The sequence below is a fragment of the Aliiroseovarius sp. genome (assembly GCF_965228805.1).
Lineage (GTDB): Bacteria > Pseudomonadota > Alphaproteobacteria > Rhodobacterales > Rhodobacteraceae > JASBTN01.
This window is the reverse complement of record NZ_CBDDIE010000003.1, coordinates 1,821,516-1,847,451: the sequence shown is the minus strand read 5'-3', so window position 1 is coordinate 1,847,451 and position 25,936 is coordinate 1,821,516. Positions and strand designations below refer to the sequence as shown.

Annotated in this window: 26 protein-coding genes; 13 read left to right on the top strand and 13 right to left on the bottom strand. The window is 64.8% G+C overall.

Going from position 1 to position 25,936, the window contains the following annotated elements; all coding sequences use genetic code 11:
• Positions 1 to 17 precede the first annotated feature (17 nt).
• The gene (panC, locus tag ACO07D_RS10300; protein ID WP_421702850.1) at positions 18 to 854 is read right to left on the bottom strand and encodes a pantoate--beta-alanine ligase; all 837 of its coding nucleotides are present in this window, start codon (positions 852 to 854) and stop codon (positions 18 to 20) included.
• Positions 851 to 1,678 carry a 3-methyl-2-oxobutanoate hydroxymethyltransferase gene (gene panB / locus ACO07D_RS10295; protein ID WP_421702849.1) on the bottom strand — a complete coding sequence of 276 codons (828 nt, stop codon included), beginning with the start codon at positions 1,676 to 1,678 and terminating at the stop codon, positions 851 to 853. Before panB ends, panC begins: the two co-directional genes overlap by 4 nt.
• Before the next feature lie 155 nt (positions 1,679 to 1,833).
• On the opposite strand from panB, the gene ACO07D_RS10290 reads away from it, so the two are divergent.
• Complete coding sequence (locus ACO07D_RS10290; protein ID WP_421702848.1) at positions 1,834 to 3,315, top strand: ABC transporter substrate-binding protein; 1,482 nt, start codon at positions 1,834 to 1,836, stop codon at positions 3,313 to 3,315.
• A 218-nt stretch (positions 3,316 to 3,533) separates the two neighbouring features.
• Here ACO07D_RS10290 and ACO07D_RS10285 read toward each other — a convergent pair whose 3' ends face one another.
• The 6 genes from ACO07D_RS10285 to ACO07D_RS10260 all read right to left on the bottom strand — a co-directional run bounded on the left by ACO07D_RS10285 (position 3,534) and on the right by ACO07D_RS10260 (position 9,567).
• On the bottom strand, positions 3,534 to 4,433 hold the full coding sequence (locus tag ACO07D_RS10285; RefSeq protein WP_421702847.1) for a DMT family transporter: 900 nt from the start codon (positions 4,431 to 4,433) through the stop codon (positions 3,534 to 3,536).
• A gap of 107 nt (positions 4,434 to 4,540) precedes the next feature.
• Positions 4,541 to 5,479: a DUF4238 domain-containing protein gene (locus tag ACO07D_RS10280; RefSeq protein WP_421702846.1), complete on the bottom strand. Its 939-nt coding sequence runs from the start codon at positions 5,477 to 5,479 to the stop codon at positions 4,541 to 4,543.
• Positions 5,480 to 5,639: 160 nt separating this feature from the next.
• Positions 5,640 to 6,380 carry a YebC/PmpR family DNA-binding transcriptional regulator gene (locus tag ACO07D_RS10275; protein ID WP_421702845.1) on the bottom strand — a complete coding sequence of 247 codons (741 nt, stop codon included), beginning with the start codon at positions 6,378 to 6,380 and terminating at the stop codon, positions 5,640 to 5,642.
• A gap of 89 nt (positions 6,381 to 6,469) precedes the next feature.
• Positions 6,470 to 7,801 (bottom strand): 8-oxoguanine deaminase, encoded by a 1,332-nt coding sequence (locus ACO07D_RS10270; RefSeq protein ID WP_421702844.1) that lies wholly within the window; start codon positions 7,799 to 7,801, stop codon positions 6,470 to 6,472.
• 481 nt (positions 7,802 to 8,282) lie between these two features.
• On the bottom strand, positions 8,283 to 9,083 hold the full coding sequence (gene hisN / locus ACO07D_RS10265; protein ID WP_421702843.1) for a histidinol-phosphatase: 801 nt from the start codon (positions 9,081 to 9,083) through the stop codon (positions 8,283 to 8,285).
• A gap of 115 nt (positions 9,084 to 9,198) precedes the next feature.
• Entirely contained in the window at positions 9,199 to 9,567 is a 369-nt protein-coding gene (locus ACO07D_RS10260; RefSeq protein ID WP_421702842.1) for a helix-turn-helix domain-containing protein, read from the bottom strand.
• A 350-nt stretch (positions 9,568 to 9,917) separates the two neighbouring features.
• Between ACO07D_RS10260 and ACO07D_RS10255 the strand changes: the two genes are divergently transcribed.
• Positions 9,918 to 10,877 carry an NADPH:quinone oxidoreductase family protein gene (locus ACO07D_RS10255; protein ID WP_421702841.1) on the top strand — a complete coding sequence of 320 codons (960 nt, stop codon included), beginning with the start codon at positions 9,918 to 9,920 and terminating at the stop codon, positions 10,875 to 10,877.
• Positions 10,878 to 10,883: 6 nt separating this feature from the next.
• On the opposite strand, the gene ACO07D_RS10250 is transcribed toward ACO07D_RS10255, so the two are convergent.
• The gene (locus tag ACO07D_RS10250) at positions 10,884 to 11,762 is read right to left on the bottom strand and encodes a LysR family transcriptional regulator (protein WP_421702840.1); all 879 of its coding nucleotides are present in this window, start codon (positions 11,760 to 11,762) and stop codon (positions 10,884 to 10,886) included.
• 124 nt (positions 11,763 to 11,886) lie between these two features.
• Between ACO07D_RS10250 and ACO07D_RS10245 the strand changes: the two genes are divergently transcribed.
• Both ACO07D_RS10245 and ACO07D_RS10240 read left to right on the top strand, forming a co-directional pair.
• The gene (locus ACO07D_RS10245) at positions 11,887 to 12,099 is read left to right on the top strand and encodes a DUF1127 domain-containing protein (protein ID WP_421702839.1); all 213 of its coding nucleotides are present in this window, start codon (positions 11,887 to 11,889) and stop codon (positions 12,097 to 12,099) included.
• A gap of 164 nt (positions 12,100 to 12,263) precedes the next feature.
• On the top strand, positions 12,264 to 12,980 hold the full coding sequence (locus tag ACO07D_RS10240; protein ID WP_421702838.1) for a Bax inhibitor-1/YccA family protein: 717 nt from the start codon (positions 12,264 to 12,266) through the stop codon (positions 12,978 to 12,980).
• 12 nt (positions 12,981 to 12,992) lie between these two features.
• On the opposite strand, the gene ACO07D_RS10235 is transcribed toward ACO07D_RS10240, so the two are convergent.
• Complete coding sequence (locus ACO07D_RS10235) at positions 12,993 to 13,595, bottom strand: hypothetical protein (protein WP_421702837.1); 603 nt, start codon at positions 13,593 to 13,595, stop codon at positions 12,993 to 12,995.
• A gap of 97 nt (positions 13,596 to 13,692) precedes the next feature.
• On the opposite strand from ACO07D_RS10235, the gene ACO07D_RS10230 reads away from it, so the two are divergent.
• Positions 13,693 to 14,394: an SGNH/GDSL hydrolase family protein gene (locus ACO07D_RS10230; RefSeq protein WP_421702836.1), complete on the top strand. Its 702-nt coding sequence runs from the start codon at positions 13,693 to 13,695 to the stop codon at positions 14,392 to 14,394.
• A gap of 57 nt (positions 14,395 to 14,451) precedes the next feature.
• Here ACO07D_RS10230 and rpmG read toward each other — a convergent pair whose 3' ends face one another.
• A complete protein-coding gene (gene rpmG, locus ACO07D_RS10225) occupies positions 14,452 to 14,619 on the bottom strand; it encodes a 50S ribosomal protein L33 (RefSeq protein ID WP_058261865.1) in 168 nt (55 codons plus the stop codon).
• A gap of 215 nt (positions 14,620 to 14,834) precedes the next feature.
• On the opposite strand from rpmG, the gene ACO07D_RS10220 reads away from it, so the two are divergent.
• The 7 genes from ACO07D_RS10220 (at position 14,835) to ACO07D_RS10190 (ending at position 21,446) form a co-directional block, all read left to right on the top strand.
• Entirely contained in the window at positions 14,835 to 15,761 is a 927-nt protein-coding gene (locus ACO07D_RS10220) for an AEC family transporter (protein ID WP_421702835.1), read from the top strand.
• On the top strand, positions 15,758 to 16,867 hold the full coding sequence (locus tag ACO07D_RS10215; protein ID WP_421702834.1) for an NnrS family protein: 1,110 nt from the start codon (positions 15,758 to 15,760) through the stop codon (positions 16,865 to 16,867). Before ACO07D_RS10220 ends, ACO07D_RS10215 begins: the two co-directional genes overlap by 4 nt.
• Before the next feature lie 101 nt (positions 16,868 to 16,968).
• Positions 16,969 to 17,799, top strand: coding sequence for an S-formylglutathione hydrolase (fghA, locus tag ACO07D_RS10210; protein WP_421702833.1), 831 nt, complete (start codon positions 16,969 to 16,971; stop codon positions 17,797 to 17,799).
• A 3-nt stretch (positions 17,800 to 17,802) separates the two neighbouring features.
• Entirely contained in the window at positions 17,803 to 18,261 is a 459-nt protein-coding gene (locus ACO07D_RS10205; RefSeq protein WP_421702832.1) for a YaiI/YqxD family protein, read from the top strand.
• A gap of 83 nt (positions 18,262 to 18,344) precedes the next feature.
• Positions 18,345 to 19,280, top strand: a complete 936-nt coding sequence (locus ACO07D_RS10200) for a DMT family transporter (RefSeq protein ID WP_421702831.1) — start codon at positions 18,345 to 18,347, stop codon at positions 19,278 to 19,280.
• Positions 19,281 to 19,399: 119 nt separating this feature from the next.
• Positions 19,400 to 20,257 (top strand): 3-mercaptopyruvate sulfurtransferase, encoded by an 858-nt coding sequence (gene sseA / locus ACO07D_RS10195; RefSeq protein ID WP_421702830.1) that lies wholly within the window; start codon positions 19,400 to 19,402, stop codon positions 20,255 to 20,257.
• A gap of 1 nt (position 20,258) precedes the next feature.
• Positions 20,259 to 21,446, top strand: coding sequence for an aromatic amino acid transaminase (locus ACO07D_RS10190; protein WP_421702829.1), 1,188 nt, complete (start codon positions 20,259 to 20,261; stop codon positions 21,444 to 21,446).
• 249 nt (positions 21,447 to 21,695) lie between these two features.
• Here ACO07D_RS10190 and amt read toward each other — a convergent pair whose 3' ends face one another.
• Positions 21,696 to 23,018 (bottom strand): ammonium transporter, encoded by a 1,323-nt coding sequence (gene amt, locus ACO07D_RS10185; RefSeq protein WP_421702828.1) that lies wholly within the window; start codon positions 23,016 to 23,018, stop codon positions 21,696 to 21,698.
• A 26-nt stretch (positions 23,019 to 23,044) separates the two neighbouring features.
• A complete protein-coding gene (locus ACO07D_RS10180; protein WP_421702827.1) occupies positions 23,045 to 23,383 on the bottom strand; it encodes a P-II family nitrogen regulator in 339 nt (112 codons plus the stop codon).
• Positions 23,384 to 23,647: 264 nt separating this feature from the next.
• Between ACO07D_RS10180 and ACO07D_RS10175 the strand changes: the two genes are divergently transcribed.
• On the top strand, positions 23,648 to 25,897 hold the full coding sequence (locus tag ACO07D_RS10175; protein ID WP_421702826.1) for a transglycosylase domain-containing protein: 2,250 nt from the start codon (positions 23,648 to 23,650) through the stop codon (positions 25,895 to 25,897).
• Positions 25,898 to 25,936: the final 39 nt, after the last annotated feature.

The window sequence follows — 25,936 nt, the reverse complement described above, 5'->3', positions numbered from 1 at the left end:
GAGGCAAGTCGCGGGAGTTAGACCGCGATATTGTCGATCAGGCGCACGCCGTCCAGCATGGCCGCCGACAGGAGGCGAGTGGGCTGACTGAGGTCGGTGGCGGGTTTCAGGCCCTTGGAGGTGCGCAGCTCGATATATTCCACGTCCGTGTAACCGGCGGCGAGGATGGCGGCGCGGGCTTCCTCGAGCGCCATGTCCACGGGCGTGCCGCCCTGGATGCGCGAGGCGGCCTCCAGCATGGCGCGGTACATGGCGGGCGCGATGGCGCGGGCGGAGGGCGACAGCAGCACGTTGCGCGAGGACATGGCGAGCCCGTCTTCCTCGCGCACGGTGGGGCAGCCGATCACTTCGGTCTCGATATCCAGATCCTCGGACAGGCGGGTGACGACCTGGAGCTGCTGGTAATCCTTCTGACCGAAGAAGGCGAGATCGGCGCGGGATTGCAGGAAGAGTTTCGACACCACCGTGGCAACTCCATCGAAATGGCCGGGGCGGTGGGCGCCTTCAAGCTCTTCGGTCACGCCTGAGACGGAGACATTGGTGGCAAAGCCATTGGGGTAGATCTGGTCCGGCGTGGGCACGTAGAGCGCGTCGATGCCGTAGGGGGCCAGTTTGGCCGCATCGGTGTCTTCGGTGCGCGGGTACTTGTCCAGATCGTCGGGGTTGTTGAACTGCTTGGGGTTCACGAAGATCGTGACGATCACCCGGTCGGCGCCCTGTTTGGCGGCCTCGACCAGGGACAGGTGCCCGGCGTGCAGCGCGCCCATGGTGGGCACGACGGCGACCTTTTCACCGGCAAAGATCCACTTGCGGCGCAGGGTACGCAGCTCTTCCTTGGTACGAACCAGTTTCATTTTTGCGGCACCTCGTCGGCAAAGACATGTTCGGGCGCGGGAAAGCTCCGCGCGCGCACTTCGGCGGCGTATGCCTTGATCGCTTCCTCGCCGTCTACCCCCAATGTGCCAAAGCGTTTGACGAATTTGGGTTTGAAGGCGGTGAACAGCCCCAACATGTCGTCGACAACCAGGACCTGGCCGTCGCAACCCGCGCTGGCGCCGATGCCGATGGTGGGGATGGTGAGGGCCTGGGTGATCTCGTCCGACAGGCCCTCGGGGGTTTTCTCCAGCACGACCGAGAAGGCACCGGCCTCTTCCACGGCTTTCGCATCGGCCATGACACGGTCGCGGTCCTCGCCCCGACCTTGCACCTTGTAGCCGCCCAGCGTGTTGATCGCCTGGGGGGTCAGGCCGATATGGGCCATGACGGGGATGGAGCGCGAGGTGAGGAAGGCGATGGTTTCCGCCATGGTCACGCCACCTTCAAGCTTGACCGCATCCGCGCCGGTTTCACGCATGATCCGGGCGGCGTTGCGGAAGGCTTGCTGGGGGCTTTCTTCGTAGCTGCCGAAAGGCATGTCGATGACCAGCAGAGGCTTTTTCAGCCCGCGACGCACGGCGGCGCCATGCAGGCACATCATCTCCATCGTCACGCCCAGCGTGTCGGGCAACCCGTGCAGCACCATGCCGACACTATCGCCGACCAACACGATGTCGACGTGATCCTCCATCATCTGCGCCATGGGCGTGGTATAGGCGGTCAGCGTGACCAGCGGTTCGCCGCCTTTGCGGGCGCGGATATCGGATGGCGTCAGGGCCGTGATCCGGTTCGAAGCGCTCATGTTTGTCCCTCCCATGGTGCTCTGGGAGCCCTTTATATGCTGCGCTGCGGCAAAAATCAAAGGGACGTTGCGTCAGAGCTTCCCCCTTGCCATGTCGAGCGCGGGGGCGTTTCATACGGGCATACCCGCATGACGGGAACCTGGAGGGAGAGATCATGAAACAGCTGAAACTCACCGCCGCCGCGTTGGCGCTGATTGCGGGCCCGATGTTGGCTGGACCGGTCTGGGCGCAGGACAGCCTGACCCTGGGCATGGTGCTGGAGCCGCCAAACCTGGACCCGACCGGTGGCGCGGCGGCGGCCATCGACGAGGTGGTCTATGCCAACATCTTCGAGGGGCTGACACGGTTTGGACCCGATGGATCGGTGCTGCCCGGGCTGGCGGAAAGCTGGGAGGTCTCGGAGGACGGGCTGACCTATACGTTCCATCTGCGCGAGGGGGTGAGTTTCCACGATGGCACCACGATGGATGCCGAGGACGTGGTCTTTACGCTCGATCGCGCCCGGGCCGAGGACTCGACCAACGCGCAGAAGGCGTTGTTTTCAGGGATAGAATCCGTCACCGCGGTGGATGCGACCACCGTGGCGGTGACGCTGTCCGCGCCCAACGGGAACTTCCCCTTCAACATGGCCTGGGGCGACGCGGTCATCGTCGCACCCGAAAGCATCGGCGATGCGGCGACCAAGCCGATTGGCACCGGGCCCTTCGTCTTTGCAGAATGGGTGCAGGGCGACCATGTGCGCATCACCCGCAATGATGCCTATTGGGGCGAGGCCCCGGCGCTGGCCGAGGCAACGTTCAAGTTCATCTCGGACCCGAACGCGGCCTTTGCGGCGATGATGGCGGGCGATATTCAGGCCTTCCCCAACTTCCCCGCGCCCGAGACCCTGTCGCAGTTCGAGGCCGATCCGCGCTTTGCGGTGATCGTCGGCTCGACCGAGGGGGAAACCATTCTGTCGACCAACAACAAGGCGCCAAACCTGGACGATATTCGCATCCGCAAGGCCATCGCACATGCGATAAATCGACAGGAGATCATAGACGGCGCCATGTTCGGCTATGGCACGCCGATCGGCAGCCACTTTGCGCCGCACAACCCGGACTATGTCGATCTGACCGGCAACTCCGCCCATGACCCGGAGATGGCCAAGGCGCTGTTGGCGGAGGCCGCGCCGGACGGGCTGAGCCTGCGCCTGATGCTGCCGCCTCCGGCTTACGCGCGGCGCGGGGGTGAGATCGTCGCGGCCCAGCTGCGCGCGGTTGGGATCGAGGTGGAGATCAGCAATCTGGAATGGGCGCAATGGCTGGAACAGGTGTTCAAGGGCAAGGATTTCGACCTGACCATCGTCAGCCACACCGAACCCGCCGACATCAATATCTACGCCCGGCCGGAGTATTATTTCCAGTATGACCGGCCCGAGTTCCAGGCGCTGAACGAGACGCTGACGGCAACCTCGGACCCGGCGCAGCGGTCGGCACTGCTGGCCGAGATGCAGCAGATCATCGCCGAGGATTACGTGAACGGCTATCTGTTCCAGCTGGCCAAGACCGGCGTGGCGGATGCGCGAATCCAGGGGCTTTGGGCCAATTCGCCGACCCAGGCGAATGACCTGACCGGGGTGAGCTGGGGGCAGTGAGCTCTGCGGAGAAGGATTAGAGGGGCGCCTGCGGGCGCCCCTTTTGTTTGAGAAGAGGCCGGGCGGCGCCCGACCCTGGGTGGGCGCATTCACAACCTTTGAAGGGCGCAGCCGCTCCGCACAAATCGCAACGGAGGTGTGAGGCGTAAGGGTGGAAAAGCGCCCTCCCGTGGGGAGGGTCGGGCGCCGCCCGGCTTCGCCGTGCGAGGGGGTGCGTGTTACCCCCGCGCCGCATCCCCCGTGCTCGGCGTCACCTGCCGCCGCTTGATCACCGCCTCGCGCCAGGCGATGAAACTGACCGCCGCCATGATCACCACGCCGCCCAGAACCACCCAGCCATCCACCGGCTCGCCAAACACCAGCGCGCCCAGGGTCACGGACCAGACCAGTTGCAGGAAGGTGACCGGCTGGGTCACCGAGACCGGCGCCACGGCAAAGGCGCGGGACATGGAATAATGCCCGGCGGTGGCGAAGGCCGCGACCAGGAACAGCCAGGAGAGTTGCTCCACCGTGGGCGGCACCCAGACCGCGATGGCGAAGGGCGCAAGGCCGATGGTCACGGTGATCGACAACATGGCGACGATCACGGTGGGGCTGGCCTCGGACGCCATGCGCTTGGCGAAGAGATACGAGCCCGCGAAGCTGAAGGCGGTGGCCACCATCGCCAGGTGCCCCGCGTTCAGCTCGCGCACCCCGGGGCGCAGGATGATCAGCGCGCCGACCAGGGCCGCGGCGATCGCCAACAACCGCCGCGCCGCCAGCTTCTCGCCCAGGAAAAGCGCGGCTCCGATGGTGACATAGATCGGCGACATGTAATTCATCGCCGTCACCTCGGCGATGGTAATGCGCGTCATCGCATAGAACCACAGGATCACCCCGCCCGTATGCACAACCCCGCGCAGGGTAAAGAGCCACACGGCCCGTTTGCTCAGATTGGCCTGCATCAGAGGCCGGATCATCGGCACCAGAAACACCACGCCCAACGCATAGCGCAAGAACGCCGCCTGCGCCGCCGGAACCCCAGTGCCAACATGTTTCACCACCGCCGTAACCCCGACAAAGCAGAGACCGGTCACCAGCATCCAGGCGACCCCGTGTAAGGGGCGTTGATTGTCCATTGGGGGACTTGAGCGGATGGGGTGGGGAAAGGCAAGGGGGGTTAGCGACCACCAACTCCGCTAAAGCAGCATCCCTGTTTCTACGATCGCAACACAAGACATCATACCTATACCGACTGGTGGGTCCTTTTCACCGCCCGTTGCTGACTAACAATTAGGGGGCCAACGCTTTCAGTCACATTTTCTGTGCGGAAGTTCTGCATCTTCCGCACCTTTCCCTTGAGCCAGGGAAAGCGGTGTGTGCCGAATACTAAATTCTCAGCAGCTTTGATAATTTCATCATTGATTGCCTCGATCTTCCTATCACCAACCTCTACAAATCTGTGCTTTACCACCTCATTTGCTTCGCTTGCAGTTTCAGTGTGAAAAACCATCCCCAGTTTTGGAGAAAGTGGCAAAAAACGCTGAGCAAATTTTCCCTGTCGGTATCCAAGAACTATTGATGGAAAATCGCTTGTGAGAAACCGCATTCTACCCTTGGGCCTCAGAACCGTGACATCGCTTGAGGCCAAATTCTCCGTTATCCGAAGTAGCTGTGTCGTCGCCATTGCCTGCGGCATTCGCAGATTGATTTCGAGGTCTAGCTTGCCTTCAGATTGGAGCTGCGAGAGACATTTGCCGTCCCAATCTGGTATTTCTGGGCACTTAAAGGGCGTTAGCTCACCCTCCTCCTCAAGTAAGGAGATAGTCCGCTCCAACACGGCGCGAACCATAGGCTCAAACAAACGAAAAGCAGTCGGTGAATAGGTCTGAATGTAGGCTAGGAAACCCGCGAATACCTGGCGTGAATTCAGATCAACTTCACCGCCCTCAATCCGGGACAAACATGGCTCATAAGCTGGCTCAATGCCTTTGAGGAAATCCTCGACTACTCGGTTTTCGGTGAGGAAGTCATTCGTACTGCCTTCCTCTACTCTACAAACGTCCATTGTCCTCGTAGGAAACTCGCAGATATCTGATTTTCGCGTGGCGAGCAGCAACCTTCCATCGGATTGCCGCAAGAACTGTTTCAGATGGACTTGTGATACATAGTGATCAAGTGCCAAGGGCGACTACCTCAGAGAATGCATGGGCTACTGTCGTGAATATCAAGTCTTTCTCTCTTACTGGAATGGGACATAGTCTCACTTGGGCTACCTTTCAAAGCCCAAAAACAAAAAACCCCGACCAACGGCCGGGGTTCTCCATCCTTCCTGACACGCCCGTTCAGAGCTGCGCCAGCACCTCGTCGGAGGCTTCGAAATTGGCCGTGACGCGCTGGATGTCGTCGTCGTCTTCCAGGGCGTCGATCAGGCGCATCAGTTTCTGCATGCCGTCCAGGTCCAGCTCGGTGGTGGTGGTCGGCTGCCAGATGAGCTTGGTCGAGTCCGACTCGCCCAGGGTGGCTTCCAGCGCGGTGGAGACCTCGTTCAGGTCGGTGTCGGCGCAGGTGATGACGTGGCCCTCTTCGGAGCTTTCGCAATCCTCGGCGCCTGCCTCGATGGCGGCCTCGAACACGGTGTCGGCGTCGCCGGCGTCGGCCTTGTAGGTCACCTCGCCCTTGCGTTCGAACATGAAGCCGACCGAGCCGGTTTCGCCCAGGTTGCCGCCGTTCTTCGAGAAGGTCGAGCGCACGGTGGAGGCGGTGCGGTTCTTGTTGTCGGTCATCGCCTCGACGATGACGGCGACGCCGCCGGGGCCGTAGCCTTCGTAGCGGATCTCGTCATAGTTTTCGGCGTCGCCGCCTTGCGATTTCTTGATCGCGCGGTCGATCACGTCCTTGGGCACGGATTGCGATTTGGCTTCCTTGACCGCCAGGCGCAGGCGCGGGTTCTTTTCCGGGTCCGGGTCGCCCATCTTGGCGGCCACGGTGATTTCCTTGGCGAGTTTCGAGAAGAGCTTCGAGCGCGCGGCATCCTGGCGACCCTTGCGGTGCTGGATGTTTGCCCATTTTGAGTGGCCAGCCATGGCGACCTCCGGTTTGTTCCAGTTCGAGCGGTTCAATAGCGCAGGCGGCGGGGGCGGGGCAAGGGTGTGCGGGCGCCTTGCCTTTATGATCAGGTCATGAGGCGGGTGGCGAGGCGGTTTTGCGCTTCGATCACCCGGGGCAGGTCGAGCGTGGTGAGCTGCCCGTCGCGCACAACCTGCCGCCCCTCGACGAAGAGGTTGCGCACGGTGGTGGGGCCCGCGAGCAGCAGGGCGGCGGGATCCCAACTGCCCGCCGCCTCGATGCCCGTCATGTCCCAGACGGCAATATCGGCGCGCTTTCCGGGCGCGATCTGGCCGCAATCGTCGCGCCCCAGCACCTGGGCGCCGCCGCGGGTCGCGATCCAGAGCGCCTCGCGCGCGGACATCTGATCGGCGCCGCGCGCAACCCGTTGCAAGAGCATCGCCTGGCGCGCCTCGGCCACCAGGTTGCCTGCGTCGTTCGAGGCCGAGCCATCCACCCCAAGCCCCACCGGCACGCCCGCGTCCCGCATGGCGCGCACCGGCGCAATGCCCGACCCCAGGCGGCAGTTCGAACAGGGGCAGTGCGCGACCCCGGTGCGGGTGCGGGCGAAGAGGTCGATCTCCGCGCCGTCCAGCATGACGCAATGGGCGTGCCAGACGTCTTCACCGACCCAACCCAGGTCCTCGGCATATTGGCCGGGGCGACAGCCGAATTTCTCGAGGCTATAGGCCACATCCTCGCCGTTTTCGGCCAGGTGGGTGTGCAGCATGACGCCCTTGTCGCGGGCCAGGAGGGCGGCGTCGCGCATCAGCTCGCGGGAGACGGAAAAGGGCGAACAGGGGGCGACGCCGACGCGGCACATCGAGCCTTCGGAAGCGTCGTGAAAGGCGTCGATCACGCGGATGCAGTCACTCAAGATATCGGCTTCACGTTCGACCAGGCTGTCAGGCGGCAACCCCCCGTCGCTCTCGCCGATCGACATGGCGCCGCGGGTGGGGTGGAAACGCAGGCCCACCTCGGCGGCGGCATGAATGGTGTCTTCAAGACGTGCGCCATTGGGGTAGAGGTAGAGGTGATCGGAGCTGAGCGTGCAGCCGGACAGGGCCAGCTCGGCCAGGCCCACCATGGCGCTGACCCGCATCTCATCCGGCCCGAAACGCAACCAGATCGGATAGAGCGTTTGCAGCCAGCCGAACAGCAGCGCATCCTGGCCGCCGGGCACGGCACGGGTGAGGGTCTGGTAGAGGTGGTGATGAGTGTTCACCAGGCCTGGGGTGATCAGGCAGCCAGTTGCGTTGATGGTATCCCCGGTGGTCTCCAACCCCTGCCCCACGTCGGCAATCGCCCCGTCCCGGATCAACACATCCGCCTGCGAGACCTCGCGTCCGGCGTCATCCATGCACAGGATCAGATCGGCGTTTTTCAGAAGTATTTCCATACGTTGTCTCCCTGTGCCCGTTTCGGTGAGACAACATGAGGCGCCGCCAGAAAGGGCAAAGGACACGGCCACCTGCGGCGAGTTTAGCAGGCCGAATTGACCCTGCCAACGGCTTCCCCGTTCCGGTTTCCACCCCGCCGTGGCGGGAAGACTGCCTTTGTTCTTTTCCTTTCGGAAAACATCTCGGGTGAGGCCGTCAGGCCGAGGCACTGGCCGCCAGTGGTCCGTAAGGTCCACGAGAGGTGGCAGCGTTCCTACGCGGGGCTACGCAGCTCTCGCGGTGCAGACACCGCTGCCGCCCTCCGCAAGCTACGCGGCTCTCGCGGGCAAAGCCCGCTGCCGCCCTCCGCAAGCTACGCGACTCTCGCGGGCAAAGCCCGCTGCCGCCCTCCGCCAGTTTCGCAACGCGAAACTGGCTACGCCCAACTTTTGACAAGCCGAAGGCGCGGGCAAAAGGCGGGAGCGCCACCGGCGTTGGAACTCAGGCCTTGGACAGGATCTCCAACGCCGCCGCGTGGATTTCGGCATTTGCGGCGGCAATCACGCGGCCGCCCATGTGGGCCGGGCCGCCCTGCCAGTCGGTGACAACACCGCCAGCGGCTTCGACAACGGCCTGGGGACCCTGGATGTCATAGGCCTGCAGCCCGGCCTCAACCACCAGATCGACCTGGCCCGCCGCAACCAGCGCGTAGCCGTAACAGTCCATGCCGTAGCGGGTCAGGCGCACATGGCCCGCCAGCTCGTGGAAGGCGCGACCCTCGTCGGGGGTGCCGACTTCGGGGAAGGTGGTAAAGAGGATTGCCTCGTCCAGCCCACGCGGGGGCCGGGTGGCCAGCGTCTGGCGCCCGGACGGTCCTTCGACCCAGGCTTCCCCAAAGCCACCGAAGAAGCGTTCGCGAATGTAAGGCTGGTCGACCAGGCCCATGACTGGGCCGCTCTGATCCATCACGGCGATCAACACGCCCCAGGTGGGCGTCCCGGACAGGAAGGCGCGGGTGCCGTCGATCGGGTCGAGCACCCAGGTCAGCCCCGTGCTGCCCTCGGTGGCGCCATATTCCTCGCCCAGGATGCCATCATCAGGGCGCAGACGCGCGAGCACCTCACGCATGGCGCGTTCGGCCGCCTTGTCGGCGACGGTGACGGGATCGAACCCTTCGGAGAGCTTGTTATCCGCCTGCAGCCCGGCGGCGCGGAAATGCGGCAGGATCGCCGCGCGTGCGGCATCGGCCAGCGCGTGGGCGCAGGCCGTCAATTCACTCTTGGTCGTGCTGTCCAACTGCATCGCGTCCTCCGCTTCACATCATGTGAGGCGGTAGCGCGCGGGGCGTGTCAGGTCAATGACCCAGGCGCACGCGGCCCAGTGCACTTAAAGCAATCGGGCCGGGCGCGCGTTCGGCTCAGGCGGCGTCCGACAGGACGCGGGCCAGTTCGAACAGTTGGCGGCGCTGGTTTTCCGGGATCGAATAATAGCTGCGCACCAGTTCCAGGGCTTCCTTGTCCGCCAGGATGTCGCCCGGCAGGGCCTTTTCGCTGGCCATGGCGCTGTCGCCCTCCAGGCCCTCGAAGAAGAAGCTGATCGGCACCGACAGGCTTTCCGAGATATCCCAGAGCCGCGACGCGGAGACGCGATTCATGCCGGTTTCGTATTTCTGGATCTGCTGGAACTTGATCCCGACCTGTTCAGCCAATTGCTGTTGGGTCATCCCGACCATCCACCGACGGTGGCGAATTCGCTTTCCGACATGCACGTCTACGGGATGTTTCATCGGGTGGCTCCTCGTTACTTTCGTTTTGCTAGTGTCACAAACCATGGCGGCCCCCACAACCTCAACCTGTCTTTTTGGTTAGACCGGCAGTAAGGGTTTTTATATAGTATTATCAATTAACTAACTAAATCAACTAACCGTGTGTCGCTGAGTTTACCGGCCCTTGGCTTGGATTTCGTACACCCGCATTGCGTGTTTTGCATTTTGCAATTGCATTTTGCAAAGATCCGCGAGTCGAAGGGAAATACACGCACAAAGCGATAGGTCGCTGGACGCTTCTCCCCTCGCAAAACGCGATGGATCGCCCTAAAAGACAATCGCAATCAGCAAAACCAGCCGAGGGTGCCGCCATGAAAGCATACCAGATTTCCAACTTCGACTCACCTGCAAAGCTGGTTGACCTGCCCGCCCCCACCCCTGGACCGGGCGAGATCGCGATGGAGATTCGCGCCTGCGGGCTGAATTTCGCGGACCTGTTGATGATGCGCGGCAAGTATCAGGAGCGCCCCGAACCGCCGCTGACCCTGGGCATGGAACCGGCAGGCGTCATCACCGCGTTGGGCGAGGGGGTGAGTGATTTCACGGTCGGTCAGCGCATCATGTGTTTCACCACCACCGGCGGGCTGGCCCAGGCGGGCACCTTTCCGGCAGAACGCTGCGTGCCGCTGCCTGACGCCATGTCCTTCGAGGACGCCGCCGCCTTCCAGGTCACCTATGGCACCAGCCATCTGGCGCTGGACTACAAGGCGCGCATGCAGCCCGGTGAGACCCTGCTGGTCACCGGGGCCGCAGGTGGCGTCGGGCTGACCGCCGTCGAGATCGGCAAGCTGATGGGCGCCACAGTCATCGCCAGCGCCCGTGGTGCCGAGAAGCTGGAAATCTGCCGCAAGGCGGGTGCGTCCCACCTGATCGACAGCGACAAGGATGACCTGCGCGAGGCGGTCAAGGCCCTGGGCGGGGCCGATGTGGTCTATGACGCGGTGGGCGGCGATCAGTTCCGCGCAGCGATGCGGGCGACCAACCCGGATGGGCGCATCCTGGCGGTGGGCTTTGCCAGCGGAGAGGTGCCGCAGATCCCGGCCAATCATCTTCTGGTCAAGAACATTGCTGTCATGGGCTACTGGTGGGGCGGCTATCTGAACTTCCGCCCCGAGGTGCTGACGGGCAGCCTGCGCGAGCTTCTGACCTGGTACGAGGACCGCAAGCTGACCCCACATATCGGCGCCACCCTGCCTCTGGATCAGGCCGGGGACGCCTATGAGATGCTGCGCGCGCGCAAGTCCACCGGCAAGGTGGTCGTCACCATGTAACCCCCCTCAGGCCGCGTGCAGGCCGGACAGTTGCATGGCACGGAAGCCCGCACGCACCATCTCGGCCAGGTCGGCAATCGCCGCGCTGTTCTGCGGATCGGCGACATAGAGGTTGACCTGCTGCGAGACCAGCTCGGGCAGGGTTCCGCCATGGGGGATCACCTCCAGGTGGCCCGGCACGGTGCCATCAATGATCGCGAAGACGGCCAGATCCGCGCTGATCGAGGCTTCGATCGTGCGATAGGAATTGCCATCGACCGCGACCTCCCAGGGGATGTTGACCTGATCAAGTGCCCGCTGAACGGTCTTGCGGAACACACAGTCCCCTTCCGAGGCCAGGCGCAGCGGGCGGTTTTTCCAGGCCTGCCCGCCCGGCGCCCCGACCCAGACAAGCGGCAGCACGCAGAGCGTCTCGCCGCCGGCGTCCAGGGTATCTTCGGTGGTCAGGATCATGTCGCATTCACCCTTGGCGAACATGTCCTTCAGGTGATGGGTCATCGACGAGACCAGGTTCACCTTCATGCGCGGATATTCGGCGTGGAAGCGTTTCAGCACCTGGGGGATTGCCGGGTAGACGATGTCATGGGGCACGCCCAGCACGATCTCGCCCTCATAAACATGGTCGGTCAGCCGCGAGAAGACCTCGTCATTCAGGCGCAGCATGCGCTTGGCATAGCCCAGCAGCTGTTCGCCATCCGCGGTCAGGCTGACGCCGCGCCCGGATCGGTCCAGAAGCTCGCGCCCCAGGCTTTCCTCGAGCCGCTTCAACTGCATCGACACGGCCGATTGGGTCAGGTGCAAGAGCCCCGCCGCGCGGGTCACCCCACCGGCCTCGGCCACGGTGGCGAAACTGCGCAGGGCCGTCATGTCCAGATTTCGGGGCATATCACACCTCCTGATGATTCATCTCAAAAACATTCATTTCCTTTATTGAAACCATTTCGGCATAAGGATCAAGGAAATTGATGCAAACGACTCGATCAATCGCGAATGGAAAAGGAGAGACGAGATGACCGCAATGACCTGCACCAATGTTGCCCCGCGTAAGACCTCGGTGTCGCCCTTTGCCTGGGCGGCCCGCGCCCTGGAGGCCCGCCGCGAGCGCAAGGCCCTATCCCGGCTGGACCGCGCGGCGCTGAGCGATATCGGCTTGACCGAAGGCCAGGCACATCGCGAAGCGACCCGCCCGCTGTGGGACGTGCCGGACCACTGGCTCAAGTAAGCCGCCGGAACCACAGGTTGAACCAGAAGTTCCGAAGAACCAATTCGTGAACGCAGTGTTCAACCCTAAATGCCTTGAAAAACCCGCCGCCCTTGCCGATATTGTGTCGCGAGGGCGGTTTCATTTCGATCCCGCCGACGCATGAAATGTATCTGGAGGCTTTGATGGCTGAATATGAGACGCTCCGCGCCGGCGTAGGCGCACGCGCCGCGATCGACGAGGGGCTGCGCGCCCACATGAACAAGGTGTATGGCACCATGTCGGTGGGCCTGGTGGTCACCGCGCTGGTGGCCTGGGCCGTTGGCACCAATGACGCGATGCTGGCGGCGATCTATGGCACGCCGCTGAAATGGGTCGTCATGTTCGCCCCGCTGATCATGGTCTTCGCCTTCGGCGCGATGATCAACCGCCTGTCGGCGGCCGGTGCGCAGCTGTTCTTCTATGTCTACGCGGCGCTGATGGGGGCCTCGATCAGCTACATCTTCGCGGTCTTTACCGGTTTCTCGATCGTGCAGACCTTCCTGATCACCGCGATCGCCTTCGGCGGGCTGAGCCTTTACGGCTACACCACCAAGCGCGATATCTCGGGCTGGGGCGCCTTCCTGATCATGGGCCTGATCGGCCTGATCGTCGCCTCGATCGTGAACATCTTCCTGGGCTCGCCCGCGATCCACTTCGCGATCTCGGTGATCGGTGTGCTGATCTTCGCGGGCCTCACCGCCTATGACACCCAGCGCATCAAGACCGACTATATCGCCCATGCCCACGCGATGGACAGCGAATGGCTGGCCAAGGCCGCGATCATGGGCGCGCTGAACCTGTACCTGGACTTCGTCAACATGTTCATGTTCCTGCTGAGCTTCTTCGGCAGCCAGGAGTGATCAGGCGGCAGGCTAGGCCCTGCGCCAGGCAAACCCGAACCGGGCCGGTCCTTGCGACCGGCCCTTTTCTTTGGGCGCGGGCACTGCTGCGCGGGTGAGGTCCAGCAGCTGACGCCGCAGTGCCTGCAACCCGGTGGCGGGGTCGGAAACATCCACATAGGGCAGGTCCAGCGCGGCGCAGCGGGCCTGGTGGCTGCGCGACAGGGCAATCTGCCGGTCGAGTATCGCCAGGCGGGCGGCGCGGTCCTGGCGGCTGTACCAGTTCCCGCCCTCCGGCGCGGTGGCCATCAGCATCGCGTCACGCGCCGCGGCATCGGCCTGCGGATAGCCACAGAAGAGCGGGCCAAAGGCGGCACCGAAACGGTCGCGCAGGGCGGCGGCGGGTTCGGGTAGAAGCCAGCTGCCCTCGACCAGCCGATGGTGACCGGCGGCAAGCTGCGCCTCGACCGCGGCGACGACGCGTTCACGCCCCTCGGGGATGAAGGCCTCGCCTCTGGCAAGCCCGGCAACATGGCGATCCAGCCCCTCAACCGGCAGTCCGGCCCGGCCTGCCACCCAGCGCGCGGCGGCGCTTTTGCCTGCGCGGCTGACACCGCCCAGAAAAATCAGCGTCATGAAATCATCCCCCGCCGGCACGGTGCGGTGGGCGAGGACCCGACGTCAAGCCCCCGGCGGTCTTTCCGGCGAATTCCCTGCCGCCTAGATAGGGGGCATGATACCCGCTGACACCCTGCTGAAAGCCGCCCTGTTCCCCGTGCTGATTGCCCAGGCCCTGCGCGTGCGCAAGGGGGCGCAGCTGTTGCCGGAGCCGCCCGGGGCGCGGGCGGGTGAGGCGGGCAAAGGGCCGGAGTTGCGGCTGTTGATCCTGGGGGACAGTTCGGCGGCGGGCGTGGGAGCCACGCATCAGGATGGCGCGCTGAGCGGGTGTCTGGTGGCAGACCTGGCGCGGGACCACCGCGTTGCCTGGCGGCTGGAGGCGGTGACCGGGGCGACGACGGGAACGACGCTTGCGCGGCTGGACGGGCTGACCGGTGCGCGGTTCGACATCGTCATGCTGGTGCTGGGGGTCAATGACGTGACCAGCCAGGTGCCCTTGTCGCGTCTTCGCACCCGACGACGGGCGCTGCACGCGCGGCTCAGGGCCGAGTTCGACGCCGGGCGGATCATCGCTGCGGGCATACCGCCGATGCGCGACTTTGCCCTGCTGCCCCCGCCCCTGCGCGAGGTGCTGGGCCTGCAGGCGGCCCGGTTCGATGATGCCTTGGCGGATGACGCGGCGGCAGACGGGGTGGAATACATGCGCTTTGCCCTGCCTCTGGAGCCCCATCTGATGGCCGAGGACGGGTTTCACCCCAGCGCCGAGGCCTATGGCATCTGGGCTGGGGTGGCGGCGGAGCGGATCCGGCAGGGATAGGCGAAAAGAAAAGGCCGCGCCCTGGGGCACGGCCTCTTTCCAGTCAGGAGAGATCAATTACTTGATCTTGCCTTCCTTGTACTCGACGTGCTTGCGCACGACCGGGTCGTATTTGCGCACGACCATTTTCTCGGTCATGGTGCGTGCGTTTTTCTTGGTCACGTAGAAGTGGCCGGTATCCGCGGTCGAGTTCAGGCGGATCTTGATGGTGGTCGGCTTCGCCATTTTACAGCTCCTCGTCGGACGGGCGCACCCCGCCCGGTCAAATCCTTGAAGCCCGCCTTTTAGCGGTCTGTCGCGGCGAGTCAACAGCAATCGCGCGGAAAAGCGCGCCGATCAGGCCGAAACCGCGCAGGTTCAACGGGTTCGGCTTGGCTGGACTGCAGAAAAGGCGGATTTGGCCCCCTCGTCAACGGCGAAATCGCGTGCTAGGCGGGGGCATGATCGACGTATTGCTGCAAACCCTGCCCTTCTTTGCCCTGATCGGGCTGGGATTCGGTGCCGGGCGCAGCGGATTCTTTCCGCCCGAGGCCACCGCCTGGCTGACACGTTTTGTCTTCTATTTCGCGCTGTCGGCGATGCTGTTCCGCTTTGCCGCGAACCTTAGCCTGGCCGAGGTGATCTCGTGGCCGTTCATCTGGGCCTACCTGGTCGGCACCTCGGTTATCTACCTGCTGGCCACCGGCGTGGCGCTGGTGCGGGGCATCGGCGTCGAGGAAGGCGCGGTCGAGGCGCAATGCGCGGTGGTGGGCAACGTGGGCTTCCTGGGCATTCCGATGCTGGCCATGCTGATGGGCGAGGCCGCCGTGGGCCCGGTGATGATGGTGCTGGCGGTGGACCTGATCGTCTTTGGCAGCCTGATCGTGATCATCATCTCGGCGAAACGCGACGGGCGTCTGTCGCCGGGCGTTCTGATCTCGGTCGGGCGGGGATTGCTGAAGAACCCGATGATCGTGTCGATTTCGTTGGGGTTCCTCTGGTCAGCGTCACGCCTGCCGATCCCGGCGCCGATGAATGAGTTCCTGGGCATCCTGGGGGCGGCGGCCACGCCTGGCGCCCTGTTCGCCATTGGCGCCTCGCTGGCCGACAAGTCGGCCGAGCGCATGGTCGTGGCCGGTTGGCTGTCCTTCGCCAAGCTGGTCTTGCATCCGCTGGCGGTGGCCGTCACGGCGCTGATGGTGTTTTCGGTCGCCCCCTACCCCGCAGCCGTGATGATCGCGGCGGCGGCTTTGCCGGTGGCGGGCAATGTCTTTATCCTGGCCCAGCACTACGGCATTGCGCCGCATCGCGCTTCGGCGGCGATCCTGATATCGACCGCGGCCTCAATCCTGACCGTTTCGGCGGTAATCGCATGGGGAACCCAATGATCCTTCTGACCGGCGCCTATCGCCTGTTCTTTCCAGCGGCAGGCCTGTTTGCCGCCGTTGCCCTGCCGCTGTGGCTGGTGATGTACATGGGGGCGGACCTTCTGGACGACCCGATGAGCTGGCACATGCATGAGATGCTGTTCGGTTACCTCGGCGCGGCGCTGGCGGGCTTTTTGTTCACCGCGATCCCGAACTGGACCGGGCGGCCCGCGCTGGCACCGGCGCAGATTGCCGTGCTGTTCGGGCTGTGGCTGGCGGGGCGGCTGGCGATCTTTGTCGCGCCCGAGGCGATGGCCGCGCAGGTCATTACCGCCGCTTTCCTGCCGGTCACCACGGTGCTGGCGGGCCGTGACATCATTGCCTCGCAGAACAAGCGCAACCTGGTGGTGGTGGGCCTCTTGGCGGCGATGAGCCTGGTGCAGGCGGTGTTCCTGTGGCTCGATCCGCAGTGGGCGACGGACGCAGCCTTGGCCCTGTCGCTGGTGCTGATGGCGCTCATTGGAGGCCGCGTGACCCCGGCCTTTACCCGCAACTGGCTGAACCGGCGCGGCGGTGGCAAGGTGCCTCCGCCCTTTGGCCGCGTGGACCGCGCCGGGCTGACCGCGACCGGGTTGGTGGCGGCAAGCTGGGCAGCGACTGGCCTGTCGATGGTCACCGGGGTGCTGGCGGTGCTGGCGACTTTGGCCCTGGCCGCACGACTGACCCGCTGGCAGGCGGCCCGGGTGGCGCAGGAGCCGCTGCTGTTGGCACAACACGCGGCCTATGCCTGGCTGCCCATCGGCACGGCGCTGCTGGCGGCGGCCAGCCTGAGTGACCTGGTGACCCTCTCCCAGATCCGCCATGCCTTCGGCGCGGGGGCAATCGGCACGATGACGGTGATCGTCATGCTGCGCGCGGTGCTGGGCCATTCCGGCCGCCCGATCGAGGGGCGGCTGATCGACTGGATCCTGCTGGCCTGCCTGCATCTGGGCGCTTTGCTGCGGGTGATCTCGGGCGGGATTGGCGACCCGATCCCGGTGTTGCATTCGGCGGGCAGCCTCTGGGCGCTTGGCATGGCTCTGTTCGTGATCCGGACGCTGCCGATTGCGATGGCGCCGCGTCAGTAGGCCCTCTGGCGCAAATTGCACGTTCGATGCCGCGCCCGGCGCTTGCATGTGGTCGCGGCTTCCGGCACGGATGGGGCAAAGTTCAGCGGAGGATCACTGACATGGAAACCCTATCCGAGAACGCCTGTTTCGGCGGCATCCAGGGCGTTTACAAACACGCAAGCAAGGCCACCGGCACCGACATGACCTTTGGTCTGTTTCTGCCGGTTGAGGCGCAGGACGGCCCGGTGCCGGTGCTGTGGTACCTGTCGGGCCTGACTTGCACGCATGAGAACGCCATGACCAAGGCGGGCGCGCAGGCCTGGGCGGCGGAACAGGGCATCGCGCTGATCTTCCCCGACACCTCGCCACGCGGTGAGGGCGTGGCGGATGACGACGCCTATGACCTGGGTCAGGGCGCGGGTTTCTATGTGAATGCGACCGAAGCCCCCTGGGCTGAGCATTTCCGCATGTGGGATTACATTACCCAGGACCTGCCCGAGCTGGTGTTCGAGAACTTCGCGCTGGACGCGGATCGTCAGGGCATTACCGGGCATAGCATGGGCGGTCACGGCGCGCTGACCATCGCGATGACGCTGCCGGAGCGGTTCCGGTCCGTGTCCGCCTTTTCGCCGATCACCAACCCGACGCAATCGGACTGGGGGCGCAAGCAGCTGGGGGCCTATCTGGGCGATGACGAAGCCAAATGGGCCGCCCATGACGCGAGCCTGTTGATGGCCGAGAAGGGCTTTGACGGGCCGATGCTGATCGACACCGGCACCAAGGACCAGTTCATCGACCTGTTGAAACCCGAGGCCCTGGCCGGGGCCATTGCGGCGCGCCGTCAGCAGGCGACCTTCCGCATGCAGCCGGGCTATGACCACAGCTATTTCTTTGTCTCGACCTTCATGGAAGAGCATGTGGCCTTCCATGCGGAGGCGCTCTACGCATAAGGCATGATCTACGTCGATGCAGACGCCTGCCCGGTCAAGGCCGAGGCCGAAACGGTGGCGACCCGGCACAAATGCCGGATCGCCTTCGTCTCGAACGGCGGGCTCAGGCCCTCGCCCAACCCGCTGGTCGAGATGGTGTATGTGGACAGCGGGCCGGATGTGGCGGATATGTGGATCGCGGACCGCTGCACCACCGGCGACGTGGTGGTCACCAATGACATCCCGCTCGCGGCCAAATGCATCGAGGCGGGTGCCCGCGTGGTGCGGCCCAATGGTGAAGCACTGACCCAGGCCAATATCGGGCAACAACTGGCGACGCGCGACCTGATGACGGACCTGCGCGCGGCGGATCCGTTTCGCCAGGGCGGCGGGCGGCCCTTTTCCAAGGCCGACCGCTCGCGCTTCCTGGACGGGCTCGACCGCGCCTTGCGGTTCGCAGCACAGGACAAACCGCAGGGCTGATCCCGGCGCGGTGCCGGATTGCGACATGCCCAAACGTCGCGCGCGGGACAGATCGAAGTGGCGTCACCGGCGACCCTGATCCCATGGAGACGCGCAACACCAACCTGATCGGCATTACCTCGGCCATCACGGCCTCGATGCTGTTTTCGATCAACGACACGACGATCAAGTTCCTGTCGGGTGATTACGCACTGCATCAGGTGGTGCTGATCCGGTCGGCCCTGGCGCTGTGCCTGACCTGCCTCGTGCTGATCCCGCTGTCGGGCGGGTTTGGCCAGTTGCGCACCCGCCGCCTGGGCGTGCATGCGCTGCGTGGCTTCCTGGTGGTCATGGCGAACATGCTGTTCTTCATGGGGCTCGCCGCCCTGCCGATTGCCGAGACCACCGCGATCTTCTTCATTGCCCCCCTGCTGATCACCGGGTTTTCGGTGATCTTCCTGGGCGAACATGTCGGCCCGCGCCGCTGGGCGGCGGTGCTGATGGGGCTGGTCGGTGTGCTTGTGATCATCCGGCCGGGTGCGGCAAGCTTCCAGCCCGCCGCGCTGCTGCCGCTGGCCTCCGCCGTGGGCTACGCGGGGTTGCATATCCTCACCCGCAAGCTGGGCAGCACCGACAGCCCGGTCAGCATGGCCTTCTACATCCAGGTGATTTTCATCCTCGTTTCGGGCGCGTTTGGCCTGGCCCTGGGCAGCGGAGGGTTCGCCAATGGCTCGTCCCCGTCGATCGAGTTCCTCACCCGCGCCTGGGGCAGCCTCAACCCGGGCGACGCAGTCTATTTCGTCATCCTCGGCCTCGCCTCGGGCCTGGGCGGCTGGATGATCAGCCGGGCCTATACGCTCTGCGAGGCGGGGCTGGCCGCACCCTTCGAGTATAGCGCCATGGTGCTGGCAGTGGGCTTCGGCTGGTTCGTCTTCGGCGAATGGCCGGACAGTTGGACCTGGGTCGGTATCGGGTTGATCCTGGGATCGGGGCTGTTCGTGGCCCTGCGCGAGACTCGCACCCGCCCCACCCGCCGCTGACCAGGCGTTGATCGGGGCGCAAATCCCACATTCACGACACGTTAGCGCGAAAGCCTTGCCACTGCGGCCCGGCCTTTGTAGGCAGGGCCGACGCGAAGTTTCATCCGGGGACCAGAGCCATGCCGTACAGCGATCCGAAAACCCTTGTCTCCACCCAGTGGCTGGAAGACCACCTGAAGGACCCGGACCTGCGCATCATCGACGCCAGCTGGTACATGCCCGCCGACGCGCGTGACCCGAAGGCGGAATATGAGGCCGCCCATATCCCTGGCGCGCGGTTCTTTGATATCGACGAGATTTCCGACCTGCGCTCGGACCTGCCGCACATGGCGCCGCCGGTGGAAAAATTCATGTCCCGCATGCGCGCCATGGGCATCGGTGACGGCCACCAGGTGGTGGTCTATGACGGCGCCGGGCTGTTCTCGGCAGCGCGCGTCTGGTGGCTGTTCCGCCTGATGGGCAAGATGGACGTGGCCGTGCTGGATGGCGGCTTGCCGAAATGGCAGGCCGAGGGGCGCCCGATCGAGGACCTGCCCCCGACCGTTCGCGACCGCCACATGACCGTCAGCCGCCAGGCGCAGATGATCAAGGATGTGACACAGGTCGCCGCCGCCTCGAAACTGGGCGATTACCAGATCATCGACGCGCGCTCGGCAGGCCGGTTCGCGGGCACTGAGCCTGAGCCGCGCGAAGGGCTGCGTGGCGGGCATATCCCGAACTCGAAGAACGTGCCCTTCGGCGAGCTGCTGAACGCCGACGGCACGATGAAGGACACGGCGGGGCTGCAAGCTGCCTTTGACGCGGCGGGCGCGGACCTGACCAAACCCGTGATCGCGTCCTGCGGATCGGGCGTGACCGCCGCGGTGATCTGCCTGGGGCTCGAACGGCTGGGCCACGACCGCCACGCCATCTATGACGGCTCCTGGTCCGAATGGGGCATGTATAACGACCTGAAGGTCGCAACCGGAGAAGAGTAAGATGCTCACCAACCTGCAAGCGCAACCCGAAGACAAGATCATGGCGCTGATGGCCGCCTACCGCGCCGATCCGCGTGAGAACAAGATCGACCTGGGCGTCGGTGTCTACAAGAACGCGGCGGGCCAGACCCCGGTCATGCGTGCGATCAAGGCAGCCGAACAGCAGCTGTGGGAAGCCGAGACCACCAAGTCCTACACCGGCCTCGCCGGCGATCCCGCCTATGGCCGCGCCCTTTCGGGCCTGGTGCTGGGCAAATCGGTCGAAGCCGAGCGCCTGGCGCTGGCTGCCCAACCCGGCGGCACCGGCGCGATCCACCAGGCAGCCGAGCTGATCAAGGCCGCCAACCCCGAGGCCACCGTCTGGCTGTCGGCCCCAACCTGGCCCAACCACCCGGCGATCCTGCGCCACGTGGGCCTGGCGATGGGCGAATACCGTTACTTCGACAACGCCACGCGCGGGGTCGATTTCGACGGTATGATCGAGGACATCAAGGCCGGTGCGAAACCGGGCGACGTGGTGCTGCTGCACGGCTGCTGCCATAACCCCACCGGCGCCAACCTGACCCTGCCGCAATGGTCCGAGCTGATCGCGCTGATGCAGGCCCTGGGCCTGATCCCGCTGATCGACATCGCCTACCAGGGCTTCGGTGACGGGCTGGACGAGGACGCCGCCGCCACCCGCCTGGTCGCCTCGGCCATGCCCGAGACCCTGATCGCCGCCAGCTGCTCGAAGAACTTCGGCATCTACCGCGAGCGCACCGGGCTGTTGATGGCGATCTCGGAGAAGGCGGACCAGACCGCGCTGACGCAGCAGAACCTGACGAGCCTGAACCGGCTGAACTTCTCCTTCCCGCCGGACCATGGCGCGCGTCTGGTGACCATGATCCTGGAAGACGACGCCCTGCGCGCCGACTGGATGGCGGAGCTGGAAGAGGTGCGCCTGGGCATGCTGGGTCTGCGCGAACAGCTGGCGCGTGAACTGCGCGAACGCAGCGGCTCGGATCGGTTCGGCTTCATCGCCGAACACCGCGGCATGTTCTCGCGCCTGGGCGCCACCCCGGAACAGGTCGCCAAGATGCGCGACGACCACGGCATCTACATGGTGGGCGATAGCCGCCTCAACATCGCCGGTCTGAACCAGACCACCGTGCCGATCCTGGCCCAGGCGATTGCCGAGGCGGGCGTGTAAGCCACGCCCACAGGACCAATCCCGCAAGGCCGCGCCCTCCCCGGACGCGGCCTTGTGCATTTCATCTTTCCATAAGTATCCCGGGGGAGCGCGGCACGCGCTGGGGGCAGCGCCCCCATAGCCCGAGGAGAAGGCCGCAGGCCGCCGACGAGATATCATGCGTGGCGCAGCCACTCCGCTTGGTAGCGCCACGAAAAAACCCGGGCGCGAACGCCCGGGTCAGGTAACAACAGCTGAAGTAGGAAGCCATCAGCCGTTGGTGAACTCCGGATAGGCCTCCATGCCCAGCTCGGCCATGTCGAGACCGCCCAACTCCTCTTCCTCGCCAACCCGCAGGCCCATCACCGCCTTGATGATGGTGAAGAAGATGAAGCTGACCACGAAGACGAAGATGCCGATGGCGGCAAAGCCCAGGATCTGCGTGCCGAAGGAGGCGCTGTCATTGGTCCAGGCCACGATGAAGGTGCCCCAGAAACCGGCGACCAGGTGCACCGGGATGGCGCCGACCACGTCGTCGATCTTCAGGCGGTCCAGAAGCGGCACCACGAAGACCACGATCGCCCCACCGATGCCACCGATGATCAGCGCCTGGAACAGGCTCGGGGCCAGGGGTTCGGCGGTGATCGACACGAGGCCCGCCAGCGCGCCGTTCAGGATCATCGTCAGGTCGACCTTCTTGTACATCAGCTGGGTCATGATCATCACCACGACGGCACCGGCAGCGGCGGCCATGTTGGTGTTGGCAAAGATACGCGCCACGTCCGAAACGTCCGAAATCGTGCCCATCGCCAGCTGCGAGCCGCCGTTGAAGCCGAACCAGCCCAGCCACAGGATGAAGGTGCCGAGCGTGGCCAGCGGCAGGTTGGACCCCGGCATCGGAATCGTGCGGCCATCCTTGTACTTGCCCAGACGCGGGCCAAGGATGAAGGCACCGGCCAGGGCTGCAAAGCCACCGGCGGCGTGCACCAGGGTCGAGCCCGCGAAGTCCGAGAAACCGGCTTCAGACAGCCAGCCGCCGCCCCACTGCCAGGAGGCTTCGATCGGGTAGATGAAACCGGTCAGCACGACCACGAAGGCCAGGAAGGGCCACAGCTTGATGCGCTCGGCCAGCGTGCCCGAGACGATCGAGGCGGTGGTCGCACAGAACATCAGCTGAAAGAAGAAGTCCGAGGCGCCCGAGGCATAGCCCACGTCGACCGCATCAGCGCCCACGCCCACCGGGTCCAGCGAGGTCACGGCAAAGAACGGGCCCAGCCAGCCTTCGATCAGCCAGTCGCCCGGATACATGATGCCGTAGCCCACCAGCCAATACATGATCGCGGCGATGGAAAAGAGCGCGATGTTTTTGGTCAGCTGCATGGTCACGTTCTTCGACCGCACCAGCCCGGCTTCGAGCATGGCAAAGCCCGCCGCCATCCAGAAGACCAGGAAGCCGCCCACCAGGAACAGGACCGAGGTCAGGATGAATTTCGTATGATCGGCCGCCTCGCCGGGCACCGCGTCCTGCGCCATGGCGAGAGCGGGCAGCGCCGTCGCGGCCATCGCGAGGGGAAGAAATTTCTTGAAGGTCATGATGTGTCCTCTCTGTCTGGCTGCGCTTACAGCGCGTCGCCGTCGGTCTCGCCGGTACGCACGCGCAGGGCGCTTTCCACGTCGAGCTTGAAAATCTTGCCGTCACCGATCTTGCCGGTGCCTGCGGTGGTGCGGATGGTGTCGATGACCTGGTCGGCCATGGCCTCGGCCACGACGATCTCGAGCTTCACCTTCGGCACGAAGTTCACGGCGTATTCGGCGCCGCGGTAGATCTCGGTATGGCCCGACTGCGAGCCGAACCCCTTGATTTCGGTGACCATCATGCCGCGCACGCCGATCGAGGTCAGGGCTTCGCGGACCTCCTCCAGCTTGAACGGTTTGATCGCTGCAATGATCAGTTTCACGTCTTTCCCCTTTCGGTTCCCAGCGGGGTGACCCCGCGTCTTGATGGGGACAGCAGGGCGAATGCTGCGGCGCAGAACAAGGAAACCGGGGGAGCATGACGCCCGGAAAACAGGCAAAATGGCACAATTTTTGCACTTAACGTCGCATTTGCCGTTTTTTTCAGCGCCGGATTTATGGGCAGGGGTCAGGCTTCCCGGTCTCGTCTTTCCGGTCGCGACTCGTTAGATTGCCCTGAAAACAGAGCAGCTCGACAAGAGAGTCCCATGGCTGGATCAGGCAGAAAAAGACCACCCCTGGTGGCCGATAAGCGCTATGGCGCATCCAAACCGGGCGGGCAGAAACCCACCCGCAAGGCCCCGGCCAAGGGCGCCGCGAAACCGGCGCGAAAAGCGGCACGCAAGCCCGCGCGCAAGTCCGCACGCGGGAACAATAGGCGGAAACCCGCGCGCAAGTTGCCGTTTTTCCTGGCCTGGCCTCTGACGCTGATCCGCTGGATCCTGCGGCTGATCTGGAAGCTGTTCTGGCGCGGTGGCGTGGTGGTGGCGCTGCTGATCGCGGTCGGTGTCTTCTATTTCTATTCGACCCTGCCGCCGGTGAACGACCTTCTGGACGGGCGCGCGCGTGGGTCCGTGACGATGCTGGATCGAAACGGCCAGGTCTATGCCTGGCGCGGCGATCAATATGGCGGGATCATCACCACGGATACGGTGGCCCCCGCAGTGAAGAACGCGGTGGTGGCGACCGAGGATAAGCGCTTCTATCGCCACTTCGGCCTGTCCCCGCGCGGCATTGCCTCGGCCATTCGCATCAACCTGCGCGAAGGGCGCGGGCCGCTGTCGGGCCATGGCGGATCGACCCTGACGCAACAGGTGGCGAAGCTTCTGTGTCTGGGCGTGCCGTTTGATCCCGCAAAGTGGGACAATGAGGCCGCTTACGAGCGTGATTGCCGCCAAGGCTCGCTGTGGCGCAAGATCAAGGAAGCGGTCTATGCGATGGCTTTGGAGGCGCGATACTCGAAGGACGAGATCCTGACCATCTACCTGAACCGCGCCTTCCTGGGCTCGGGCAGTTTCGGCTTTGAGGCCGCCAGCCAGCGCTACTTCGGCCATTCGGCCGCGGAGGCGACCCTGCCCGAGGCGGCGATGATGGCCGGTATGCTGACCGCGCCCACGCGCTTTGCCCCCACCAACAACCTGACCCGCAGTCAGGACCGCGCCGCCACCGTGCTGAAGCTGATGCAGGAACAGGGCTATATCTCCATGGCTGAGCGGCAGACGGCCACGGCCAACCCCGCCACCCTGTCGCGCGCCGCCCAGGCCCGCGCGGGCGGGTATTTCGCCGATTGGGTCATGTCCACCGGCCCCGACTTCCTGACCCGCGACACGACCGAGGACGTGCTGATCCGCACCACGCTGGATCAGGACATCCAGAAGGCCGCCGAAGAGGCGCTGGCCTGGGTGTTCGAAAACAAGGTGCGCGAGGGCTCCAAGGCGCAGGCGGCGGTCGTGGTCATGTCCGCCGATGGCGCCGTGCGCGCCATGGTGGGCGGACGCCAGACGCAGGTCTCAGGCGCGTTCAACCGGGCCACACAGGCGAAACGGCAGACCGGGTCGGCCTTCAAGCCCTTCGTCTATGCCGCCGCATTGGACCTTGGTTACAGCTGGAACAGCCTGGTCGAGGACAGCCCGCTGACCATCGACATTCCCGGCTCGGGGCCTTGGACCCCGAAGAACTATACCAACGAATATTACGGCACGGTCACCCTGGCCCGCGCCCTGCGCGACAGCCTGAACATCCCCGCCGTACGCCTGTCCGAGGCCGTGGGGCGCGACATCGTGCGCCGGGTGGCATCCGAGTTCGGCATCGAAAGCGACCTGGCCGCCGGGCCTGCGCTGGCGCTTGGCGCGTCGGAAAGCAGCCTGCTCGAGATGACCGGGGCTTACGCGGGCATCCTGAATGGCGGCTCTTCGGTGACGCCCTATGGGCTGGTGGAACTCAAGCTGATGGGCGACGAGGCACCCTTGATGACGCAATCGGGCGGCATGGGCGAACGGGTGATCCTGCCTGACTCAGCGGCGCAGCTGACCTACATGATGAGCCGCGTGGTCGAGGAGGGCACCGGTCGGCGCGCTCGGCTGGAAGGCCGCGAGGCCGCGGGCAAGACCGGCACCACCCAGGCCGCCCGCGACGCCTGGTTCCTGGGCTTTACCGCCGATTACGTCGCCGGGGTCTGGATGGGCTATGACGACAATACACCCTTGCGCGGTGTGACTGGTGGCGGCCTGCCCGCCGAGATCTGGCGCGAGACCATGTTGCGCGTGCACGAAGGCCTGCCCGCCCGACCGCTGCCGATGATCCATCCGGATCCAAATGCTCTGGCCGATCCGTTCGCGGACCCCGGCGGGCTGGGCGTGCCGGAGCCCACCGGTCGTGGTGGGGGTCGTCCCCGCGGCAACAACAACGTGGGCGAGGTGATCGAGGACATCCTGCGCTCCATCCTGGGGGGCGGCTGACGCTCGCGGGAAAGGTCGCAGACAGACACAAGCAGGACG

Coding starts and splice junctions, on each gene's coding strand:
- panB (WP_421702849.1), bottom strand. CDS start 1,678: ATGAGCGCTTCGAACCGGATCACGGCCCTGACGCCATCCGATATCCGC.
- ACO07D_RS10250 (WP_421702840.1), bottom strand. CDS start 11,762: ATGCCCCGAAATCTGGACATGACGGCCCTGCGCAGTTTCGCCACCGTG.
- ACO07D_RS10190 (WP_421702829.1), top strand. CDS start 20,259: ATGCTCACCAACCTGCAAGCGCAACCCGAAGACAAGATCATGGCGCTG.
- ACO07D_RS10235 (WP_421702837.1), bottom strand. CDS start 13,595: ATGACGCTGATTTTTCTGGGCGGTGTCAGCCGCGCAGGCAAAAGCGCC.
- sseA (WP_421702830.1), top strand. CDS start 19,400: ATGCCGTACAGCGATCCGAAAACCCTTGTCTCCACCCAGTGGCTGGAA.
- fghA (WP_421702833.1), top strand. CDS start 16,969: ATGGAAACCCTATCCGAGAACGCCTGTTTCGGCGGCATCCAGGGCGTT.
- ACO07D_RS10260 (WP_421702842.1), bottom strand. CDS start 9,567: ATGAAACATCCCGTAGACGTGCATGTCGGAAAGCGAATTCGCCACCGT.
- ACO07D_RS10255 (WP_421702841.1), top strand. CDS start 9,918: ATGAAAGCATACCAGATTTCCAACTTCGACTCACCTGCAAAGCTGGTT.
- ACO07D_RS10285 (WP_421702847.1), bottom strand. CDS start 4,433: ATGGACAATCAACGCCCCTTACACGGGGTCGCCTGGATGCTGGTGACC.
- ACO07D_RS10205 (WP_421702832.1), top strand. CDS start 17,803: ATGATCTACGTCGATGCAGACGCCTGCCCGGTCAAGGCCGAGGCCGAA.
- hisN (WP_421702843.1), bottom strand. CDS start 9,083: ATGCAGTTGGACAGCACGACCAAGAGTGAATTGACGGCCTGCGCCCAC.
- ACO07D_RS10230 (WP_421702836.1), top strand. CDS start 13,693: ATGATACCCGCTGACACCCTGCTGAAAGCCGCCCTGTTCCCCGTGCTG.
- ACO07D_RS10215 (WP_421702834.1), top strand. CDS start 15,758: ATGATCCTTCTGACCGGCGCCTATCGCCTGTTCTTTCCAGCGGCAGGC.
- ACO07D_RS10270 (WP_421702844.1), bottom strand. CDS start 7,801: ATGGAAATACTTCTGAAAAACGCCGATCTGATCCTGTGCATGGATGAC.
- ACO07D_RS10200 (WP_421702831.1), top strand. CDS start 18,345: ATGGAGACGCGCAACACCAACCTGATCGGCATTACCTCGGCCATCACG.
- rpmG (WP_058261865.1), bottom strand. CDS start 14,619: ATGGCGAAGCCGACCACCATCAAGATCCGCCTGAACTCGACCGCGGAT.
- panC (WP_421702850.1), bottom strand. CDS start 854: ATGAAACTGGTTCGTACCAAGGAAGAGCTGCGTACCCTGCGCCGCAAG.
- ACO07D_RS10240 (WP_421702838.1), top strand. CDS start 12,264: ATGGCTGAATATGAGACGCTCCGCGCCGGCGTAGGCGCACGCGCCGCG.
- ACO07D_RS10245 (WP_421702839.1), top strand. CDS start 11,887: ATGACCGCAATGACCTGCACCAATGTTGCCCCGCGTAAGACCTCGGTG.
- ACO07D_RS10275 (WP_421702845.1), bottom strand. CDS start 6,380: ATGGCTGGCCACTCAAAATGGGCAAACATCCAGCACCGCAAGGGTCGC.
- amt (WP_421702828.1), bottom strand. CDS start 23,018: ATGACCTTCAAGAAATTTCTTCCCCTCGCGATGGCCGCGACGGCGCTG.
- ACO07D_RS10220 (WP_421702835.1), top strand. CDS start 14,835: ATGATCGACGTATTGCTGCAAACCCTGCCCTTCTTTGCCCTGATCGGG.
- ACO07D_RS10290 (WP_421702848.1), top strand. CDS start 1,834: ATGAAACAGCTGAAACTCACCGCCGCCGCGTTGGCGCTGATTGCGGGC.
- ACO07D_RS10175 (WP_421702826.1), top strand. CDS start 23,648: ATGGCTGGATCAGGCAGAAAAAGACCACCCCTGGTGGCCGATAAGCGC.